Origin of the sequence: Vogesella amnigena (assembly GCF_042648905.1) — a bacterium.
GTDB classification, from domain to species: Bacteria; Pseudomonadota; Gammaproteobacteria; order Burkholderiales; family Chromobacteriaceae; genus Vogesella; species Vogesella amnigena.
Genome location: NZ_JBHRYH010000042.1, coordinates 19,771 through 38,695 on the forward strand (window position 1 = coordinate 19,771; position 18,925 = coordinate 38,695).

General features: G+C 61.6%; 14 protein-coding genes. 9 read left to right on the forward strand and 5 right to left on the reverse strand.

Translation table 11 applies throughout. The features are described 5' to 3' along the window. Positions 1–24: 24 nt before the first annotated feature. On the reverse strand, positions 25–807 hold the full coding sequence (locus tag ACFOKJ_RS13540) for a DNA/RNA non-specific endonuclease (RefSeq protein ID WP_390280475.1): 783 nt from the start codon (positions 805–807) through the stop codon (positions 25–27). A 142-nt stretch (positions 808–949) separates the two neighbouring features. On the opposite strand from ACFOKJ_RS13540, the gene ACFOKJ_RS13545 reads away from it, so the two are divergent. Beyond that, positions 950–1,369: an SRPBCC family protein gene (locus ACFOKJ_RS13545; protein ID WP_390280477.1), complete on the forward strand. Its 420-nt coding sequence runs from the start codon at positions 950–952 to the stop codon at positions 1,367–1,369. A gap of 497 nt (positions 1,370–1,866) precedes the next feature. Here ACFOKJ_RS13545 and ACFOKJ_RS13550 read toward each other — a convergent pair whose 3' ends face one another. Beyond that, positions 1,867–2,910, reverse strand: a complete 1,044-nt coding sequence (locus ACFOKJ_RS13550) for an IS110 family transposase (protein WP_390280479.1) — start codon at positions 2,908–2,910, stop codon at positions 1,867–1,869. Between the two features lie 106 nt (positions 2,911–3,016). Continuing rightward, on the reverse strand, positions 3,017–3,943 hold the full coding sequence (locus ACFOKJ_RS13555) for a LysR family transcriptional regulator (protein WP_390280481.1): 927 nt from the start codon (positions 3,941–3,943) through the stop codon (positions 3,017–3,019). 202 nt (positions 3,944–4,145) lie between these two features. Between ACFOKJ_RS13555 and ACFOKJ_RS13560 the strand changes: the two genes are divergently transcribed. The 6 genes from ACFOKJ_RS13560 to ACFOKJ_RS13585 all read left to right on the forward strand — a co-directional run bounded on the left by ACFOKJ_RS13560 (position 4,146) and on the right by ACFOKJ_RS13585 (position 13,043). Then, positions 4,146–5,225, forward strand: coding sequence for a C45 family autoproteolytic acyltransferase/hydolase (locus ACFOKJ_RS13560; RefSeq protein WP_390280483.1), 1,080 nt, complete (start codon positions 4,146–4,148; stop codon positions 5,223–5,225). A 114-nt stretch (positions 5,226–5,339) separates the two neighbouring features. Further along, positions 5,340–6,674 (forward strand): MFS transporter, encoded by a 1,335-nt coding sequence (locus tag ACFOKJ_RS13565; protein WP_390280485.1) that lies wholly within the window; start codon positions 5,340–5,342, stop codon positions 6,672–6,674. Between the two features lie 50 nt (positions 6,675–6,724). Continuing rightward, positions 6,725–7,825 (forward strand): polyamine ABC transporter substrate-binding protein, encoded by a 1,101-nt coding sequence (locus ACFOKJ_RS13570; RefSeq protein ID WP_390280487.1) that lies wholly within the window; start codon positions 6,725–6,727, stop codon positions 7,823–7,825. A gap of 58 nt (positions 7,826–7,883) precedes the next feature. Next, positions 7,884–9,542: an amidohydrolase gene (locus ACFOKJ_RS13575; RefSeq protein ID WP_390280489.1), complete on the forward strand. Its 1,659-nt coding sequence runs from the start codon at positions 7,884–7,886 to the stop codon at positions 9,540–9,542. A gap of 436 nt (positions 9,543–9,978) precedes the next feature. Beyond that, entirely contained in the window at positions 9,979–11,091 is a 1,113-nt protein-coding gene (locus ACFOKJ_RS13580; protein ID WP_390280525.1) for a helix-turn-helix domain-containing protein, read from the forward strand. A 137-nt stretch (positions 11,092–11,228) separates the two neighbouring features. Next, entirely contained in the window at positions 11,229–13,043 is a 1,815-nt protein-coding gene (locus tag ACFOKJ_RS13585) for an amidohydrolase (protein ID WP_390280491.1), read from the forward strand. Positions 13,044–13,306: 263 nt separating this feature from the next. On the opposite strand, the gene ACFOKJ_RS13590 is transcribed toward ACFOKJ_RS13585, so the two are convergent. Next, entirely contained in the window at positions 13,307–14,005 is a 699-nt protein-coding gene (locus ACFOKJ_RS13590) for an SOS response-associated peptidase (protein WP_390280493.1), read from the reverse strand. A 27-nt stretch (positions 14,006–14,032) separates the two neighbouring features. Here ACFOKJ_RS13590 and ACFOKJ_RS13595 point away from each other — a divergent pair, with 27 nt between their 5' ends. Both ACFOKJ_RS13595 and ACFOKJ_RS13600 read left to right on the forward strand, forming a co-directional pair. After that, positions 14,033–14,473 (forward strand): LexA family protein, encoded by a 441-nt coding sequence (locus tag ACFOKJ_RS13595; protein ID WP_390280495.1) that lies wholly within the window; start codon positions 14,033–14,035, stop codon positions 14,471–14,473. Then, the gene (locus ACFOKJ_RS13600) at positions 14,473–15,738 is read left to right on the forward strand and encodes a Y-family DNA polymerase (protein WP_390280497.1); all 1,266 of its coding nucleotides are present in this window, start codon (positions 14,473–14,475) and stop codon (positions 15,736–15,738) included. The genes ACFOKJ_RS13595 and ACFOKJ_RS13600 overlap by 1 nt, the downstream gene beginning before the upstream one ends. Before the next feature lie 507 nt (positions 15,739–16,245). On the opposite strand, the gene acnB is transcribed toward ACFOKJ_RS13600, so the two are convergent. Continuing rightward, the gene (gene acnB, locus ACFOKJ_RS13605; RefSeq protein ID WP_390280499.1) at positions 16,246–18,837 is read right to left on the reverse strand and encodes a bifunctional aconitate hydratase 2/2-methylisocitrate dehydratase; all 2,592 of its coding nucleotides are present in this window, start codon (positions 18,835–18,837) and stop codon (positions 16,246–16,248) included. Positions 18,838–18,925: the final 88 nt, after the last annotated feature.

An 18,925-nucleotide genomic window follows, 5' to 3' on the forward strand; every position in this document is an offset into this window, starting at 1 on the left:
TAATACCCGACTGACGGAGGATGCCTAGGACAGGCTCGGGAAATAGTGAATGCCCGTGCGTTGCACCAGCTCTGCATAGCTGAGACGTTCAGGCTTTCGCACATTGATATTGGCCGTCCAGTACACCCACGATTTATTCGTGCCCGGATCGAATACCAGCTTGTATAGGGCATCAGGTATCCGCACTTTCCCGGCATAATGGGGCGTAACTTGCGGGTCGTAATACGGCCCGGTAATCACGAACACTTCTCCGCCCGTGCGTAGTACATATTTGCGTGTCGCAGCTTCCACCGCGCGCGCCCAAACGCCACGATTATTCTCCGGCGCCTGCGGCACCATATTGGCCAGACTGAAGCTCTGCGCCATGGCCTCTGGCGTGGTGCGCTGTGCCGCAGCCGCCATATGACCCCGGTCATAACCACTCCCGCGATAGTCTTCCAGGCGCCCTCGCTCAGCACTGGGCAGCCGAGCTTCCTCATAAAAACGGTCGGTCCGCTTCTCATCGGAGGCATCGCTCAAGCTATGTGCTGACAGCTTCTCTGCGGCAAATACCGGACTATGGGTGCTGCTGCTGTGCAGTACGGCGAAGTCATCAAAGCACAACTCTCGCACACCGTCTGCCTGCAGCGGCGCAGGGATTTGTGGTGGTTGCTGCTGGTAGAACAAGCTGGCGCAGTCACGGAAACGGGTGGCAACCGTACCGGATGCCGACGCGGAGGGGGCGGCACTGGCAACGGGGCTGTAATGCTCAATGACGGCGTAGCCAAGGGCAATGACCAAGGGGAGGGTGGAGAGAAGCTTCTTCATGCTGGGTGGGAAAAGGGCAGAGGGGGGCGAATTGTACCGTGTGAATCGGAACCGTCTGCCCTTTCTGGTCAAGTTGCTGGGCGGAGGGCATGCCTTTGTATTAGGCTGCAAGCGTCGCCTCACTCACTGTTGCGGAGTCCCGATGAAAATCACCGTATCCACCGTCGTTGCCGCTCCTGTCGCCGAGGTCTGGCGCGCCTATACCTCCCCGGATGACATCAAAGTCTGGAATACGGCCTCTCCGGATTGGCATACCACTGCCGCGAGTGTTGATCTGCGGGTAGGAGGAAAGTTCACATCACGCATGGAAGCGAAGGATGGCTCTTTCGGGTTTGACTTCGCGGGGGAATACACCCAGGTCGTGCCGGAGACATTGCTTGCCTATCGCTTTGGCGACCGCGAAGCCGTGGTTGAGTTTGTGCCGGGGCCAGACAATGTCACGGTCACGGTCACATTTGACAGTGAAGAAAGCCATTCCGAAGCGCAACAGCGTACGGGTTGGCAAGCGATCCTGGACAACTTTGCCCGCTACGTTGCAGGGGGGGAAGCGCATCGCCCTTAATGTTGCATTGCAATTGTCATCCACAGAAAAAGTGGATAACCCTGTGGATGCTGTGACGTAGGCATGGACTGGTGGGGCGTGATGGGTAGTGCTTAATTCTTAAGCGGTTTTGGTGTCGGGCAGAAACTCGGTCAGAGCGGTCAGTCACAGCCAGACTCTCGATGTCCGCTTCTGTATTGATCGCAGCCGTTAAAGTATCCAAAGAAGCAGGGGCGTATATGGACTCCTCCCGGCTTGCTAGCATTTCACAGTTCAGGTCGTTGAATCGACTGCTCACGTACATCCGGCCTTGAGTTGGGCGTTATCGCCCGGGCCATGATGGACTATTCGCACGTTAGCTCCCAATCGATTCATCGTGCTGTTTGCACTTCGCCCCACCAGGGTTCTGCTAACGCCGGTTCGACCGGTCGGCCATCACTGTGACTTGCTTGGCAATCGTGAAGGTTGGCTTACTCGTTGATCATCCCTTTGCCGGGGCCAGGAAGCACTGGTAGCGTTTAGGCTGTTTTACACCCTTCCAGCCCGTAGGCCGGGTCGTAATCTGCTTTGCGACTGAGGAGCGCCCAAACCAGCCGAGCGGTCTTGTTGGCTAGCGCGACTGCTGCGACATTTTTGTTACGTCGGTTGCACAGATTTTGAATCCAGAGACTCAATCGGTCGGATCGCCCCACCGCAGTTCGCACAACTGCGCGGGCACCGTGAATCAGCAAGGTGCGCAGGTAGGCATCGCCACGCTTGCTGATACCCAGCAGCCTGTCCTTGCCACCGCTGCTGTGCTGAGCCGGCGTCAATCCCAACCAGGCGGCCAGATCGCGTCCTCTCTTGAACTGACCAGCGTTCTGTCCGATGGCCGCCACCAGCGCCGTGGCGGTGATTGGGCCGACACCGCGCAGTTGCTGCAGCTTTCTTGCCAGCGCATTTGTGCTGCCCTGGTGCTGCATGTCCTGATCCAGCCGATCGATCTGTTCATCCAGATACACCAGGTCAGCGCGTAGACCGTCCAGCAGGGTACGGAAGTACACACTCAGTCCGTTTTCGGCATCCTCGAGGATTTCCGGCAGCGCTTTGCGCAGCGCCGGTACGTGCTGTGCCACGACGATGCCGTACTCGCCCAGCAAGCCGCGAATCTGGTTCACCTTGGCGGTACGCTGCCGGATCAACTCGCTACGAATGCGGTGCAACGCCTGCAAGTCCTGCTGTTCTACCGTCTTTACCGGCACGAAGCGCATACTGGGCCGGCCGACTGCTTCACAGATGGCCTCGGCGTCGTTGGCGTCATTCTTGTTACCCTTGACGTAGGGTTTCACGAACTGCGGCGCGATGAGCTTCACTGTATGCCCCATCGCTTGCAGCTTGCGTGCCCAGTGATGGGCGCTGGCGCAGGCCTCCATGCTGATCAGGCAAGGCTCGCGATTGGTAAAGAATTCCAGTAGCTGACGGCGGCGCAACTGACGGCAACAAACCGGCTTTTCCTGAGCATCTACACCATGAACCTGAAATACGGTTTTGGCCAAATCGATGCCGATGCGCATAATCTTCATGGTGGACTCCTCGTTTCTGTTGACTGGTTTGTTGACACTTCCAGTCTGGCACGTTGATGCCGTATCAGGAGGGAGGAGTCCATCCCATTGATTCAGTATGACGGACTCAGGCTGTGGGCGGTAGCAGACCGTGCTCCTGCAGGCAGGCCCTGAGGATGTCAATGAACACCTTGACCTTGCGCGTGCTGCGGCGGTGCGGCAGGTACAGCAGGTACACCCTTGGGCCGAAGGCGCTTTGTAGTTGCCAGTCGCCTGCCATCAGCTCCACCAGCTCGCCGCGCTGCAAATAGGGCGCTGCGCTCCAGCCCGGTACGAACTGCAAACCCCGACCATCCAGCAGGCAGGCCAACAGGAAGTCGTAATTGTCGCTTTCCAGCAGAGCCGGCGGCTGGCGCAGGCGGATGTTTTCGCCGCGATAGCTGATCCACCAGAAGCTGCGACTTGCCAGCGGGTGGCGCAGCAGCAGCCAGTCGTGCTGCGCAAAGTTCTCTGGGGTCACCTCGCCGCCACGGCGTGCTAGGTAGGCCGGGCTGGCGCACAGCAGCAGGCGGTTTTCCAGCAAGGGCTGCACGATCAGGCCGGGGTGTTCGCCGGGGTCGTCGCGCAGCGCCAGGTCGTAGCCGCCATCCAGCAGGTCGTCGAAGTTGTCCGACAGGTCCACCTCCAGCCGCACTTGCGGGTAGGCCTGCATGAAGCGGCTACAGGCGCGGGCAAGGAAGGCCGGGCCGAAGGAGGGTGGCGCGGTGATGCGCAGGCTGCCGCGCAGCGCGTGCTGCAATTGCTCGATTTCCTCGCTGGCCAGCTGCAGCTGCATCAGCGCCTGGCGCGCACTGTCCAGGTAGATGCGGCCAGCCTCGGTCAGCGCCATGCGCCGCGTGGTGCGTTCGAACAGGCGTGCCCCGAGTTGTGTTTCCAGCTGCGCCACGGCCTTGGTTACCGCCGATGGCGTCTTGCCCAGCTGTTCGGCCGCCAGGCTGAAGCTGCCGTGCTCGGCGGCGACCACGAACATGGCCAGCGCACTCATCTTGTCCATATTTGTTCCCAATTGGCACAAATGTTGTGTCAGAAGCGCGAATGATCTTGTGCCGCGCGCTGATTACCATGCCTGAACCTTGTCGTTGCCTCAAGCATTTGTCGTCCCGGAGGCGGCACCAGCTGCATGACATATTTGTGCTTGTCTGGAAATGATGCCGGCGGCCGCGACGCAGTATTCATCACCCTACGGAGACCTCCCGGTGAAAGTTCACACCTTCACAACCAACACCCCGGATGCCTATTTTCGCGGCCACCAGATTGGCAGCCGCTGGCAACAGCAGATCCAGCGCACGGTCGCGCTGTATCTGGATTTCTTCCCGCGGCTGGGTATTGCCGCCGAGCAGGTGCGCAGCGTGGGAGAGGCCAGCCTGGCCGCGCTGGAGCAATGGGCGCCGGAGCTGGCCGAAGAGATCAAGGGCACGGCGGCCGGCTCCGGGCTGCCGCTGTGGCAGCTGGCCAGCCTGAATGCACGCACCGAGGTACTGGCCGCCGCGCCGGCCTCCACCGAGGGCGAGTGCTCCACCACCGTGCATGCCCCGGTCGGCGCCGCCGCGCCGCTGACCCTGCAGACCTGGGACTGGCACGACAGCCTGGTGCCCGACGGGCTGATCATGCAACTGAGTACCCATCGCGGCATGACGGTGAAGCTGTTCACCGAGTTCGGCATGCTGGGCAAGATCGGCGTCAACAGCGCCGGCCTGGGGCTGCATTTCAACATCCTGCATCACGATAGCGACCACGCCGGCGGCGGTGTGCCGGTGCATGCGGTGGCGCGGCGCCTGCTGGAAGAGGCCGGCAGCGTGGAGGAGGCCATCGCCCTGGCGCGCAGCGCCCGGGTGAGCGCCTCCACCGTGCTCACCGTGTTCAGCCGCCACGATGCGGCGCCGGCGCGCGCGGTCAGCATCGAGCTGAGCCCGGAGCGCACCGGCCTGGTGTATCCGGATCGCCATGGCTGGATCCTGCACACCAATCACTTTCTCGAGAATGTACTGAGCCAGGGCGAGCGCACCCCGGACGTATCCACCACCTATGCGCGCTACGCGCATCTGCAGACGGTGAAGCGCGCCATGGTGCAGGCCGATGTTGCCGGCCGTGCCGCCGCCATGTGCGGCAGCGCCGGCCAGGCGGCGCCGATCTGCTTCCACCCGGACATGTCGATGCCGGACACCGAGCGCTGGGAAACCCTGCTCACCATCGGCATCGACACCGAGCACAGCCGGCTGGAGTACGCCGAGGGCAACCCGGCAACGTTGGCTGCAGACGGCTACCGGCTGTTCTGAGCAACCGCCGCAGCACTAGACACACGGCCGCCTGTCAGGAGCGGCCGGCGACAAGATCCCCTCCCGTCATGGTGGCGGGCAGGTGGCATAGCAGCACACAACAGGAGAGAGAAGATGGCAGCAGACAAAGAGGGAGCAGTGGCCGGGCGTGGCGCCTGGCGCACTTTCTGTATTTCCGGCATGGGTACAGCGCTGGAATTTTACGATTTCGTTATCTACGGCTACGCGGCGGCACTGGTATTTCCGCAGCTGTTCTTTCCGGACATGGACCGGCTTACCGCCACGCTGATCGCCTTTGCCGCATTCGGCACCGGCTTTTTCGCGCGACCGGTGGGTGGTGTGGTGTTCGGCCATTTTGGGGACAAGTACGGCCGACAGAAAGTGTTGGTGACCACGCTGCTGCTGATGGGGGCAAGTACCTTCCTGATTGGTTGCCTACCCACCTACGGCAGCATCGGCATTGCCGCGCCGGCCTTGCTGGTGCTGCTACGCCTGGTACAGGGCTTCGCCGCCGGCGGTGAATGGGGCGGGGCGGCGCTGTTCGGCATTGAGCAGGCGCCAGAAGGCCGCCGCGGGCTGTGGGGCAGCTTCACCAGCATGGGTATTGGCATTGGTTTCCTGCTGGGTGCCGGGGTATTCGCCATTCTCAGCGAAGCCACCAATAACCAGCTGGCCGAGTTCGCCTGGCGCATTCCGTTCTGGCTGGGCGGTCTGCTGGTGCTGGTCGGCCTGTATGCTCGACTGCGTAATCTTGGCCAGCATGGTGATGACCATTCCCGGCCGGAGAAACTGCCGCTGCTAGAAGTATTCCGCCACCACCCGCGCGCCCTGCTGCTGAGCACCGGTGTGGCATTCGGCTATATCACCATCGCCTACATCGGCAGCACCTTCTTGCTGTCCTACGCCACCCAGCTGGGTTACAACGATGCCCAAGCGCTGGTGTTCGACCTGATCAACTCCGCCACCATCATTCTGTCGGCGCCCCTGTTCGGCTACCTGTCTGACAAGTACGGGCGCAAGCCGGTGATGATCTTCGGGGCAGTGGCGATGGCGGCGTGGTTCTTTGCCTTCTTCCCGCTGGTGCATCTCAAGCACTGGCCGCTATCGCTGTTCACCTACGGCATGGTGGGCCTGCTGATGGGGGCGACCCAGGGGCCGATTCCCGCCTTTCTCGGTGAGCAGTTCCCGAAGGCGGTACGCTACTCCGGCATCTCCGCCAGCTACCAGATCGGTGCGGCGCTGGGCGGCGGCACGGCTTCCAGCATCGCTACTGCCATCCTGATCTACACCGACAAGAACCCGCTGGGCGTGGCGCTGTACGGCGCGCTGGCGCTGGCGCTGCTGGCCCTCTGCAGCCTGGGACTGCGCGAAACCTCGCGCCTGAGCTTGGCGCAGGTCGATACGCCGGCCGGCAGCAGCGACCGCCAGGCACGCGCCGCCACCGTATAAGCACCGCCGCCGGGGTTGGCCGCAACTCCGGCGCCACATAGGAGAGGAAGATGAAGCACTACGCACGCAAACTGCTGGCTGGCGCGGCCATCGCGCTGCTGGGCCTGCCGGTGCTGGCCGCCAAGCCGGGCACCGGGCTCAATGTGTTCAACTGGGGCGATTTCATCGCCCGGGACACGGTGGCCAATTTTGAAAAATTGTTCACTACACGCGTCGCCTACGACACCTATGACAGCGACGACATTCTGCAGGTCAAGCTACTAGCTGGCCGTTCCGGCTACGACATCGTGGTGCCCAGCTCCGGCTCTCTGGCCAAGCAGATTGAGATCGGCCTGTACCAGAAGCTGGACAAGAAGCAGATTCCCAACCTGGCCAATCTTGACCCGGTGCTGATGAAAATGCTGGAAAGCGCCGACCCTGGCGGGCTGTACGGTGTGCCCTGGGCTTATGCCGCTACCGGCATCGGCTACAACGTGGCGGCGGCGCGCAAGGCGTTCGGCAACGACATCCCCAGGGGCTGGAACCTGATCTTCGATGCGGCCAACCTGGCCAGGATGAAAGCATGCGGTATCACGCTGCTGGACAGCCCGGGCAGCGTGTTCCCGGCGGTGCTGCAGTACCTGGGACGCGACCCGAACAGCAGCTCGCCGGCCGACTACGAGGCGGCGCTGAAAGTGCTGCAGCAGGTACGCCCCTATGTGCGGCAGTTCAGCTCCTCCGGTTATATCAACGACCTGGCCAACGGCAGCAGCTGCCTGGCGCTGGGCTGGTCCGGCGACGTCGGCATTGCCGGCCGCCGCGCCAAGGAAGCCGGGCGGGGATACGAGATCCGCTACCTGAACCCGCAGGAGGGCGGCTTCATGTGGTTCGACGTGATGGTGATTCCCCGTGATGCGCCGCACCCGGAAATGGCGCACAAGTGGATCAACTACATCCTCGACCCCAAGGTCAGCGCCAGGATCACCAGCGAGGTGTACTACCCCACCGCTAACCGTCTGGCGCGCCAGTACCTGCCGGTATCCATCGTCAACGATCCCACGGTGTTCCCACCGTCGCAGGAATTGAAAAAGATGGTGGTGATGAAGCTGGTGCCGCCCGCCATCCAGCGGCTGCAAAGCCGGCTGTGGCAGAAGCTGAAGACCGGACACTGAGCGCAAGCGGCCTGCCTGCGGCCAACCCTGTGCTGGCCGCAGGCACCAACAGGAAACCATGATGGAATTTGCCGATACCCTCTACCTTGATGGCTGCGTCTATACCGCCGATGCCGCCCGCAGCTATGCCCAGGCACTGGCGGTGCGCGACGGCAAGGTGCTGGCCACCGGCAGCAGCGATGCCATGCGGCGTTATTGCGGGCCGGCCACCCGGCTGGTGGACCTGGCCGGGCGCCTGCTGCTGCCGGCCTTCATTGATGCCCATGTCCACCCGATGCAGGGGCAGCAGATACTGGGCGATTTCGACCTGTCGGGACTGGACGAGCCGGCGGCCATCGCCGCGCGCATCCGCGACTGCGCCGCCGCCACCGCGCCCGGCGACTGGGTCTACCTGGGGGGCGCCAACCTGGCGGCCTTCGGCGATTATCCCAGTCGCCAGGTGCTTGATGCCATTCTGCCCGACCGGGCGCTGCTGCTGGCCGGCTACGACGTACACAGCGGCTGCCTGAACAGCGCCGGCCTGCTGCGCGCCGGGCTGAGCGGCGCCAGCCAGGATCCGCCGGGCGGCATCATCGAGCGCAATGCCGCCGGCGAGCCGAACGGCGTGCTGCACGAGGAGGCGCTGTACCAAGTGTTTCGTCTGGTGCCGCAGCTGAGCCCGGCCGGCTACCCGGCGGCGCTGGCCAAGGCGCAGCGCATGGCGCACGGTTACGGCATTGCCGGCTGGTTTGATGCCTGGCTGGACGAGCCGATGATCCAGGCCTACTGGCAGGCGCAGCAGCAGGGCGAGCTGAAGGTGTACATGAGCGCCGGCATGGTGGCGCAGCCGGGGCAGCCTGCCGGCGAGCAGATCGAGCGCTTCCTGGGCTGGCAGCGCCGCTACCAGCGCGACAACCTGCGGCTGCACACGGTGAAGATCTTCATCGACGGCGTGCCGGAATCGAAAACCGCCGCGCTGCTGGCGCCGTACCAGGGCAGCGAAGAACTGGGCATGACGCTGTGGACGCAGGAGCAGCTGGATTACATTGCGCTGCTGGCCGACCGTGCCGGCTTCGACCTGCACTTCCACACCCTGGGCGACCGCGCGGTGCGCATGGCGCTGGATGCGCTGCAGCACGCGCAGCGCCACAACCCTGTACGCGAGCGCCGCGCCCAGCTGGCGCATGTGCAGCTGATCGACCCGGCGGACTACGGCCGCTTCCACCAGCTGGGCGCCATTGCCAGCGTGCAGTGCCTGTGGACCGCCGGCACGCCGGCGCAGCTGCAGCAGTTCGGCGAGCTGTTCGGCGCCGAGCGGCTGGCGCGCAACTACCCGTTCCGCAGCCTGCGCAACGCCGGCGCCATGCTGGCCGGTGGCTCGGACTGGTCGGTAAGCAGCATGAACCCGCTGCAGATCATCGAAACTGGCGTTACCCACCTGCCGCCGGGCGCCAGCGACGGCGAGCCGTGGAACCCGCACGAGCGGCTGGATGTGCAGACTCTGCTGGAAGCTCACACCGTCAACGCCGCCTGGGCGCTGCGCTTTGACGACTGCGCCGGCTCGTTGCAGCCGGGTAAGGATGCTAGTTTCAGTATTCTGGATCGCAACCCGCTGTGCTACCCGGTAAACCGCTTCAGCCAAGCGCGAGTGGTGTTGACCTATTTTCGCGGCGAGGAGGTTTACCGCTGTGCCGACGGGGCGCCAGCCGGGACGGCCGGCTGCCGCGTGACTGAATAATTCGTGTCTGTGTACTCCCGTTCACCCCGGCCTGGCCGGGGTTTTTTTGGCTATGTTCCAAGCACGAGTTAGCCGCCTCTCCCTAGAACTACCTGCAAGCAATGCACTGGCTGAATCTGCCGACGGTGACGACCTAACATTCGCTATTGAACTGCCCCAGAATTTGTGGCTTTTCCGGCTGGCTACTGGACAGCTCAAACCGGAGCCGACAATAAGTCAGTTCACATATTGCTCCAATAGCCCCATCAACCAACTCTGTTTTTGTTGCCGTCGTCAGTACAAGCCAGCCATGCATTTTGTCACAATGTTACAGTCCGATAATTATCGAGTGAGTTAGTAGTTACCGACCTGCTCGCGGGTGGCGCAGACGTCGCCGGACTTTCATCCTACCGTAGCCTGGATCACTCCAGAGCAGCGATAACCGTTGTCTATCAGTATGCCATCCAGAAAACCTGCCTTGCGACCTGTTCGTGCCCTGCGGTATGTGTTCATTCAGGGGCTGGATCACACGCGGCCCCCGGTCAAACAGCCTTCTCATGACACGGTATTGCGTTGGGTCGAACTACTGTGGCGTATCGCGAGCAGCAAGGCCCCCGTTGACAAGGCTGCATACTTGGCAAAGCTGACACCGCCCCCGATTATCACACCGGATGGCCGGCAAACCTTCGAAACTCGTCACTTTTCGCAGCTTATGGTGCTGCTGGCGCAGGAGTTGCCGTTTCCGGCCATAGGTGTGCGCATGGGGGCCATGAGCAAGCTGACCGACTTGGGCACCTTCGGCTATGCATTGCACAGCAGCAGGAGCCTGCGCGAGCTGTTTGCCACCGCGCGCCGCTATCAGCACTTGGCTGGCTATACCGGCTTGCACGTGCAGTACACGGCGGACAAGCTGTTGTTGCAGTTCCCCGCGCAGACGGCCATCGAGCATCGCTGCCTGATTGAAGATTGGATGTTCTCGCTGTGGGCTGGCATTGCCGACCTGCTGCCTTTCATCGACGAGATGCGCCATGCCGAGCTGAGCTTCGTGCACCCGGAGCCGGCCTATGCCGACGAGATGTACCGCTGTTTTCCGGGCAATATCTACTTTGCGGCCAACCATAACTTGCTCACCATTCCGCTGGCCTGGGTGGATGTGCCATTGCTGTCCCACGACGCTGACACGCAGGCGGCAGTGATCCTGGCCTGCGAAAAACAGCTGGCCGCCTGTCGGCGCGATGCACCGGCGCGTGAGCGGCTACTGCACTGGCTGCAAGGCGCCATTGCCGGCGACTCGCCCACGCTGCAGCAGGCTGCACAGGCACTGCACCTAGCCCCCAGTACGTTGCAGGCACATTTGCGCGATGAGCAAACCAGCTTTTCCGCATTGCTGGAGCAGGTGCGCATGGCGTATGCCTGCGAGGAGCTGCGGCAGGGCCTTCTCAGTATCGAGCAGATTGCCGCCCAGCTAGGCTATGCCGAACGAGTGAGCTTCTTTCGCGCTTTCAAACGCTACACCGGCAAGACCCCACGTCAGTTCGCGCGTGAGGCCGGTGCACCGCTGGCGGGTTGAGCCGTCGCCTAGACACAGCCTGGGGCTACACAATCCAGGCGCTCGGATACTTAGGACATGACTGCTGTTTCATATAGTGGAGCCACTCGCCGCCGCCTCTGGCGCGGCAGGACAACCACTAGAAAGACGAGGAGAACATGTCCCAACACCGCTGCATCCACACTAGCCTGCACCCGCTGGCCCTAGCCGTATTCGGCCTGACTGCATGGCAGACCGTCGCCGCAGAGCCGGCCGCCGACACGGTATTTCGGAATGGCTATGTCTACACCGTGGACCGCCACGATTCGGTCCGCCAGGCCGTTGCAGTCAAGGATGGTCGCATCGTATTTGTAGGCTCGAACCAGGAACTGGCCCGCTATATTGGCCCACAAACCCGACAGATCGACCTGCAAGGCCGTATGCTCATGCCCGGCCTGGTGGATGGCCACGTCCACCCGCTTACCGGCGGCGAGGGAATGACCAAGTGTAGCCTGGATTACAAGCCGTTCACGGTGGCGCAGATGCAGGAGAAGATCCGTGGCTGCCTGGCTGACAAGGCAAGAGAGCCCGACAGTGCTTGGCTGGAGGTGGTCAACTGGGACCGACAGGCCACGGTGAAGCTGGACCGCGACCCGGTGAAGGCCGATCTGGATGCATTAAGCCAGCAGCGCCCGATTATCGTTACCTCGATCGACAACCACTCTCGCCTCAACAACAGCAAGGCGCTACAGGTGTCCGGCATCAAGGTGGACACGCCCAACCCGACCGGTGGGGTCATCGGCCACACCACCAATGGCGAGCTGAGCGGCATGCTGGAAGACGGGGCAGTACTGCTCAGTGACAGCAGCAAGCCGCAGCCCAGCAGCAGCGAACAGCTGCATTTTGCCCGGCTGGCGCTGGATAAGTTCAGCCAGGCGGGGGTAACCACGTTCCTATCCGCGCTGAGCGACGAGGCGGAGGTGAAGGTGTTCTCCGAACTGAGGCAGCAGGGAGCCTTGAGCGCGCGGGCACAGTTCGCCATCAAGGTTACACCGGAAGAGGCCGCCCGGCCGGCCGCCGCAGTGGCCGGCGTCAAGGCCATGGCCGACAAATACAATACTGACGTCGGTATCCAGCCGGGCATCCGGGTCAGCAATATCAAGCTATGGATGGACGGCGTGCTACAGGCGCCGGCACAGACCGCGCGCCTGCTGGCCCCCTACCGCGTGGCGCCGGCCAAGGACCGGCATGCAGAATGGTTGCCGGGAAAGCATCTGGGTGAGGGCTACTTCAGCCAGCAGCAGGTGAACGACGTGGTGCTGCAGGCGGCGCAGCAGGGGTTGGACGTACATATGCACGCCATCGGAGACGCCACCGTGCGCCAAGCGCTGAATGCCGTGGCCAACACCCGCAACCAGCCGGGGCTACGGGGCTTCCGCCCTGCCATCGCACACGCTGAGTTGGTGGACCCGGCGGACTACCACCGTTTCCGACAGCTGAACACCACGGCGGTGATGTCGTTCCAGTGGGCACAGCGCGCGCCATACTCGGTGGAGGCAGTGGAAAAGCAGCTGGGCAAAACGCGTTATGCACACATGGAGCCGGAAGGCAGCCTGCGGCAGGCCAATACCCGCATTGCTTACGGCAGCGACTGGCCGGTGGATCCGATGGCCTATTTCTACAACCTGCGCGTGGGGGTGACGCGCAGTGGTGACCCGCAACATCCGGCAGGCTTTGGTCAGGAATATCGCGGCCGTCTTAACCTCGATCCGCTGCTGTCGCGGGCAGATGTGGTACGGGCCATCACCATGAATGCCGCCTATGCGCTGCGCATGGAGCAGCAGGTTGGTTCGATCGAGCCGGGCAAGTACGCCGACCTGATCGTGCTGGACAAGAACTTCATGCGGGCGCCGCTGGCGCAACTCGCCCATACCCGCGTGCTGCTGACCATGGTGGGCGGCAAGGCGGTGTGGAGTGCACCGGACTTCCAGTAAGCGCTCGGCAACATTTATTCGCGTGGTAGTAACCGGTTTGGTCGGTTGGCATTATTAGCCGTGCGGCCAAGTCACTACCTACAGTAAGGATGCAGGAGGCCTCAGGGTTCCTGCATCTTTTACCACGCTCCCGTAGCAGTACTAGGAGCAATCATTAACGAGCGCATCCGGAAATCTGCGTAAACCAGCCGCTACTTAGCAAGCAGTTGAAGGACTCCTTTGGCCGATCAGCAGGCATTTCGGCCTGGCCAGAGAATTCCTTGCTACGAACTCTTGCGGGAAGGTAACGGGGCAGGGGATGCGGCCATCAATTCTGCTGGATAGTTCGTCAGCCAGCCCCTTGCTTGTTCTGGATTTTTGCAGTTAAGCCAAGCCTCGTATTGCTCGCGAGGGATGATAACCAGGCTGCGCTTCTCGTCATCTGGCCTGTGCATCCGCTGCATCAGTGGGTGGTGATCCGCATTAATGGTGATCTGCGTGAAGCTGTAACTCGTGGATCCATCCTGCTCCTGCCAGCCTCGCCACATTCCGGCAACGGCAAAAGGCTCTTCGGACGCAAGCCCAATACGGGTTCGCACGGCCTTTCCCGTTTCGTAGCAGGGTTCATAGAACGCCTGCATCGGGATTAGACACAGCTGCGACTGCTGCCAGGCTCTTTTGTAGGTTGGCAGTTGGCCGATGGTTTCCGCCCTAGCATTCATCGTGGTGAGATGTTTGCCTGCTGGCAGGTGTCTCTTCGGCACAAAACCATAACTTGCCATGAAGGCAAACGGGCCGTCGCCCGTATCGATGATGGCGGGGGCCAGATAGTCCTGCCACGTCTCTGTTTTCCACTCGAATTCAGGCGCTGACACCTTGAAGTGGTCTTCGAGTTGTTGCTGCGTGGGTGGGGTGAAGTTGATACACATGCGGCCAGTATAAGTTGCCCTGGGATTCTTGGTGTTGCGTGTGAATTCGTACATAATCAAATGCAACTGCAGGAGCTCATCATGATTACCGCTTTTTTTCGTCCCGATGCCAGTCCGCCCAGGCTGGCGATTCCCGTGTTTACCTCGCGTGTTCCGGCAGGGTTTCCATCGCCAGCCGATGACTATCTTGAGTCCGTACTGGATTTGAATGCCTTGCTGATTGCCGATCCTCCTGCGACTTTCATGGTGCGGGTGACTGGGGACTCCATGGTCGGTGCAGGTATTGCTAGCGGCGACATCCTGGTGGTGGATCGTGGCCTGACACCGGCTCATGGCGACATCGTGCTGGCGATTGTGGACGGAGACTTTACCGTGAAGCGGCTGCACAAGCGGGGCTCCCGGGTTGCGCTGATCCCCGAGAACGCAGCCTATAACGCTATCGAGTTGCATGATGGCCAGGAGCTACAGATCTGGGGGGTAGTGACTGGCTGTGTGAAGCAGTTCAAGCAGGCGAACCGCTAATGCCACTATTTGCCCTGGTGGATGGCAACAGCTTCTATGCCAGCTGCGAGCGGGCCTTCCGACCTGACCTGATTGGTCGTCCGATTGTCGTCCTCAGCAATAACGATGGCTGTGTTGTTGCACGGTCTGCCGAAGCCAAGGCACTGGGCATCAGGGGCTTCGTGCCGTACTTCGAGATTCGGGAGGTGTGTGAACGCCATGGTGTCGCGGTGTTCTCCAGCAACTATGCGCTGTACGGCGATATGTCCCGGCGCATGATGCAGGTGATTGGTGGTTGGGGTATCGAGCAGGAGGTCTACAGTGTCGATGAGTCCTTCATCACGCTTGATGGCATCCCGAACCTCAAAGACTATGCGACACGGATCCGGGCGGATGTGCTGCAGCGGGTGGGCATTCCGACGTGTGTCGGCATTGGCTCCACCAAAACCCTCGCCAAGCTCGCCAACCATGTCGGCAAGAAATTTCCCAAGGCTGAAGGGGTATTCAGTTGGGACTGGCTGACCCCTGAGTGGCAAGACAAACTTATGGCCCGTATCGAGGTCGGTGATGTCTGGGGAATAGGGCGACGTATCGCAGAAAAGCTGGGGATAATGGGGATCCATACCGCCCTTGATCTACAGCGGACCGATCCCCGCGAGATTAAGCGGCGCTTCAACGTCGTGGTGGAGCGTACCGTCGCAGAGCTCAACGGTATCAGCTGCCTGGCGTTGGAGGACGTGGCGCCAAACAAGCAGCAGATTATTGCCAGCCGCAGCTTTGCGGAGTTGGTAGGGGACGTCGATACGCTGGCTAGTGCCATCAGCCACCACGCTTGCCGCGCTGCAGAGAAACTACGGCAGCAACACAGCGAGGCCCGCATGGTGGGAGTCAGTATCCGTACTAATCCATTCCGGGAGCGGGATACACAGTACACCGGCTGGGTCGTAGTCCCGCTGATTCACCCCTCAGCAGACAGTGCCGTCATTGCCCGCGCAGCCCTGGCCGGGCTGCGTGCTATCTACCGCGAGGGATATGGCTACAAGAAGGCCGGAGTGATCCTCACGGAGATCGGGCCACAGGGGCTGGAGCAGCGTGACTTGTTTGCCCCGTTACCTGACCCGCGACGGGCCAAGGTGATGGCAGTAATGGATCGGGTCAATGCCGAATACGGCAGGGGAGCACTCAGGCTTGCTAGTGAGGGTCTACAGCGAGGCTGGGCAATGCGGCAGGAGCAGCGGTCACCGCGCTGGACGACCCACTGGGATGAAATTCCTTTGATTCGGTAGCTGATTTCGCTACTTACATCGTGTGGGCTCGGGGGATAGAAAGTCAGCCCAAGCCTGCATCTTGGATCTCCGCTCTTCAAGCCGGTTCGGTGATAGGCGGGCTCGACTTGATTTTCGATGGCGTGTGCAAGGGGTCGTTCAGCCAGATCCTTGCGGTAGCATTCTCGCGGGCGCAGTCATGAAAGTTAGAGCGGAAACCTTGTGTGCTTGCCGGTCGCGCCTCTAAGCCGCTTGGCGAAGTGTCGCGACGAAAAAAGGCAGTCAAGAACATAACCGATGAGGCTTTCTTGCTTGGGGCGGAGAAAAACGATTGCGACAAGTTGTCCTAGTGGACTGCCTGTTTGCTGAGTAGAGCCCGATGCTGGGTGCTTGTGTCTTCCTTGCAACGTAATAAAAATGCCCTGCGCTGGCAGGGCATCGAAATAAATTGGGGGTATCAGTGGGGGTATCGATCTAGATTACCCCACTGGTTCCTTAAGGTTGCAACTTGTTAAGTTGCTGATTTATTTAAGAATTTACGCCTGCGGCAACTTCCTTGTACTCCTGGATCTGGTCAAAGTTCATGTAGCGGTAAACTTCGGCGCCTTTCTCGTTGATGATGCCGATGTTGGCCTGGTACTCCTCAACGGTCGGGATCTTGCCCAGCTTGGAGCAGATGGCTGCCAGTTCGGCGGAGCCCAGGAACACATTGGTGTTCTTGCCCAGACGGTTCGGGAAGTTACGGGTCGACGTGGACATCACAGTAGCGCCTTCGCGTACCTGTGCCTGGTTACCCATGCACAGCGAGCAGCCCGGCATTTCGGTGCGGGCGCCGGCCATGCCGAACACGCCGTAGTGGCCTTCGTTGGTCAGCTGTTCGGCATCCATCTTGGTCGGCGGGGCCAGCCACAGTTTCACCGGCAGGTCGCGTTTGCCCTCCAGCAGCTTGGAAGCGGCACGGAAGTGACCGATGTTGGTCATGCAGGAACCGATGAACACTTCGTCGATCTTGGTGCCGGCGACTTCGGACATGAACTTCACATCGTCCGGATCGTTCGGGCAGGCCACGATCGGCTCTTTTACGTCGGCCAGATCGATTTCGATCACGGCGGCGTATTCGGCATCGGCATCCGGCTGCAGCAGTTCGCCGTTGGCGATCCACTCTTCCATCTTCTTGATGCGGCGCTCCAGGGTGCGGGCATCGGCGTAGCCTTCGGCGATCATGACCTTCATCAGGGTGATGTTGGAATTCATGTATTCGACGATAGGGGCCTTGTTCAGGCGCACGGTACAACCGGCGGCGGAACGCTCGGCGGAGGCGTCGGACAGTTCGAATGCCTGTTCTACCTTCAGATCCGGCAGGCCTTCGATTTCCAGTACGCGGCCGGAGAAGATGTTCTTCTTGCCAGCCTTGGCCACGGTCAGCAGACCTTGCTTGATGGCGTACAGCGGAATGGCGTTCACCAGGTCACGCAGGGTTACGCCCGGCTGCAGTTCGCCCTTGAAGCGCACCAGTACCGATTCCGGCATGTCCAGCGGCATCACGCCGGTAGCGGCGGCAAAGGCAACCAAGCCGGAGCCGGCCGGGAAGGAGATGCCGATCGGGAAGCGGGTGTGGGAGTCACCACCGGTACCCACGGTATCCGGCAGCAGCAGGCGGTTCAGCCAGCTGTGGATCACGCCGTCGCCCGGGCGCAGTGCCACGCCGCCACGGGTGGAGATGAAGGCCGGCAGTTCCTTGTGCATCTTCACGTCCACCGGCTTCGGGTAAGCGGCGGTGTGGCAGAAGGACTGCATTACCAGGTCGGCGGAGAAGCCCAGGCAAGCCAGGTCTTTCAGTTCGTCGCGGGTCATCGGGCCGGTGGTGTCCTGGGAGCCGACGGTGGTCATGCGCGGTTCGCAGTAGGTGCCCGGACGCACGCCGTGGCCTTCCGGCAGGCCACAGGCGCGGCCAACCATCTTCTGTGCCAGCGAGAAGCCCTTGCCGGAATCTACCGGAGCCTTCGGCAGACGGAACACTGTGGAGGCGGGCAGGCCCAGCGCTTCACGTGCCTTGGCGGTGAGGCCACGGCCGATGATCAGGTTGATACGGCCGCCGGCGCGCACTTCGTCCAGCAGCACGTCGGATTTCAGGCTGAATTTTTCTACCAGCTGGCCGTCTTTTTCGATCTTGCCTTCGTACGGGTATACGTCGATCACATCGCCCATTTCCAGCTTGGAAACGTCAACTTCGATCGGCAGCGAGCCGGAGTCTTCCTGGGTGTTGAAGAAGATCGGTGCGATCTTGCCGCCCAGGGTCACGCCGCCAAAGCGCTTGTTCGGTACGAACGGAATATCCTGGCCGGTAGCCCATACCACGGAGTTGGTGGCGGATTTACGCGAGGAACCGGTGCCAACCACGTCGCCGACGTAGGCAACCAGGTGGCCTTTTTTCTTCAGGTCTTCGATGAACTGCATCGGGCCGCGCTTGCCGTCTTCTTCCGGCTTGAAGGCTGCATCCGGACGGGTGTTCTTCAGCATGGCCAGGTAGTGCAGCGGGATGTCCGGGCGGCTCCAGGCGTCCGGTGCCGGCGACAGATCGTCGGTGTTGGTTTCGCCCGGTACCTTGAACACGGTCACGGTGATTTTCTGTGCCACTTCCGGGCGGCTGGTGAACCACTCGGCATCGGCCCAGCTCTGCAGCACGGCCTTGGCGTTGGCATTGCCCTTGTCGGCCAGCTCTTTCACGTCGTTGAAGAAGTCGAATACCAGCAGGGTCTTCTTCAGGCCTTCGGCGGCCACGGTGCCGACTTCGGCATCGCCCAGCAGGTCGATCATCGGCTTGACGTTGTAGCCGCCCAGCATGGTGCCCAGCAGTTCGGTAGCCTTGGCGCGGCTGAGCAGCGGCGACTTCACGTCACCTTCGGCCACGGCGGCCAGGAAGGAAGCCTTTACCTTGGCAGCGTCATCCACGCCTGGCGGTACACGGTGGGTGATCAGCTCAACCAGGGTCTCCTCTTCGCCAGCCGGCGGATTCTTCAGGAGTTCAACCAGTTCTTCTACCTGTTTGGCGTTCAGCGGCAGCGGCGGAATGCCCTGTGCGGCGCGTTCGGCGGCGTGTTGGCGGTAAGCTTCTAGCATGGCTCGGGACCTTTGTGCTTGGGTTGTTTGCAACAAGTCTGTCGGCAGCGGGTGTCGGCTGCGACAGCCACCCGGGGAACGGTTGTTC

What these genes read in the sequence shown, in the direction of transcription:
- ACFOKJ_RS13540 (WP_390280475.1), bottom strand. Translation starts at nt 807, where the DNA reads ATGAAGAAGCTTCTCTCCACCCTCCCCTTGGTCATTGCCCTTGGCTAC.
- ACFOKJ_RS13545 (WP_390280477.1), top strand. Translation starts at nt 950, where the DNA reads ATGAAAATCACCGTATCCACCGTCGTTGCCGCTCCTGTCGCCGAGGTC.
- ACFOKJ_RS13580 (WP_390280525.1), top strand. Translation starts at nt 9,979, where the DNA reads ATGCCATCCAGAAAACCTGCCTTGCGACCTGTTCGTGCCCTGCGGTAT.
- ACFOKJ_RS13590 (WP_390280493.1), bottom strand. Translation starts at nt 14,005, where the DNA reads ATGTACGAATTCACACGCAACACCAAGAATCCCAGGGCAACTTATACT.
- ACFOKJ_RS13600 (WP_390280497.1), top strand. Translation starts at nt 14,473, where the DNA reads ATGCCACTATTTGCCCTGGTGGATGGCAACAGCTTCTATGCCAGCTGC.
- ACFOKJ_RS13570 (WP_390280487.1), top strand. Translation starts at nt 6,725, where the DNA reads ATGAAGCACTACGCACGCAAACTGCTGGCTGGCGCGGCCATCGCGCTG.
- ACFOKJ_RS13585 (WP_390280491.1), top strand. Translation starts at nt 11,229, where the DNA reads ATGTCCCAACACCGCTGCATCCACACTAGCCTGCACCCGCTGGCCCTA.
- ACFOKJ_RS13565 (WP_390280485.1), top strand. Translation starts at nt 5,340, where the DNA reads ATGGCAGCAGACAAAGAGGGAGCAGTGGCCGGGCGTGGCGCCTGGCGC.
- ACFOKJ_RS13575 (WP_390280489.1), top strand. Translation starts at nt 7,884, where the DNA reads ATGATGGAATTTGCCGATACCCTCTACCTTGATGGCTGCGTCTATACC.
- ACFOKJ_RS13550 (WP_390280479.1), bottom strand. Translation starts at nt 2,910, where the DNA reads ATGAAGATTATGCGCATCGGCATCGATTTGGCCAAAACCGTATTTCAG.
- ACFOKJ_RS13595 (WP_390280495.1), top strand. Translation starts at nt 14,033, where the DNA reads ATGATTACCGCTTTTTTTCGTCCCGATGCCAGTCCGCCCAGGCTGGCG.
- acnB (WP_390280499.1), bottom strand. Translation starts at nt 18,837, where the DNA reads ATGCTAGAAGCTTACCGCCAACACGCCGCCGAACGCGCCGCACAGGGC.
- ACFOKJ_RS13555 (WP_390280481.1), bottom strand. Translation starts at nt 3,943, where the DNA reads ATGGACAAGATGAGTGCGCTGGCCATGTTCGTGGTCGCCGCCGAGCAC.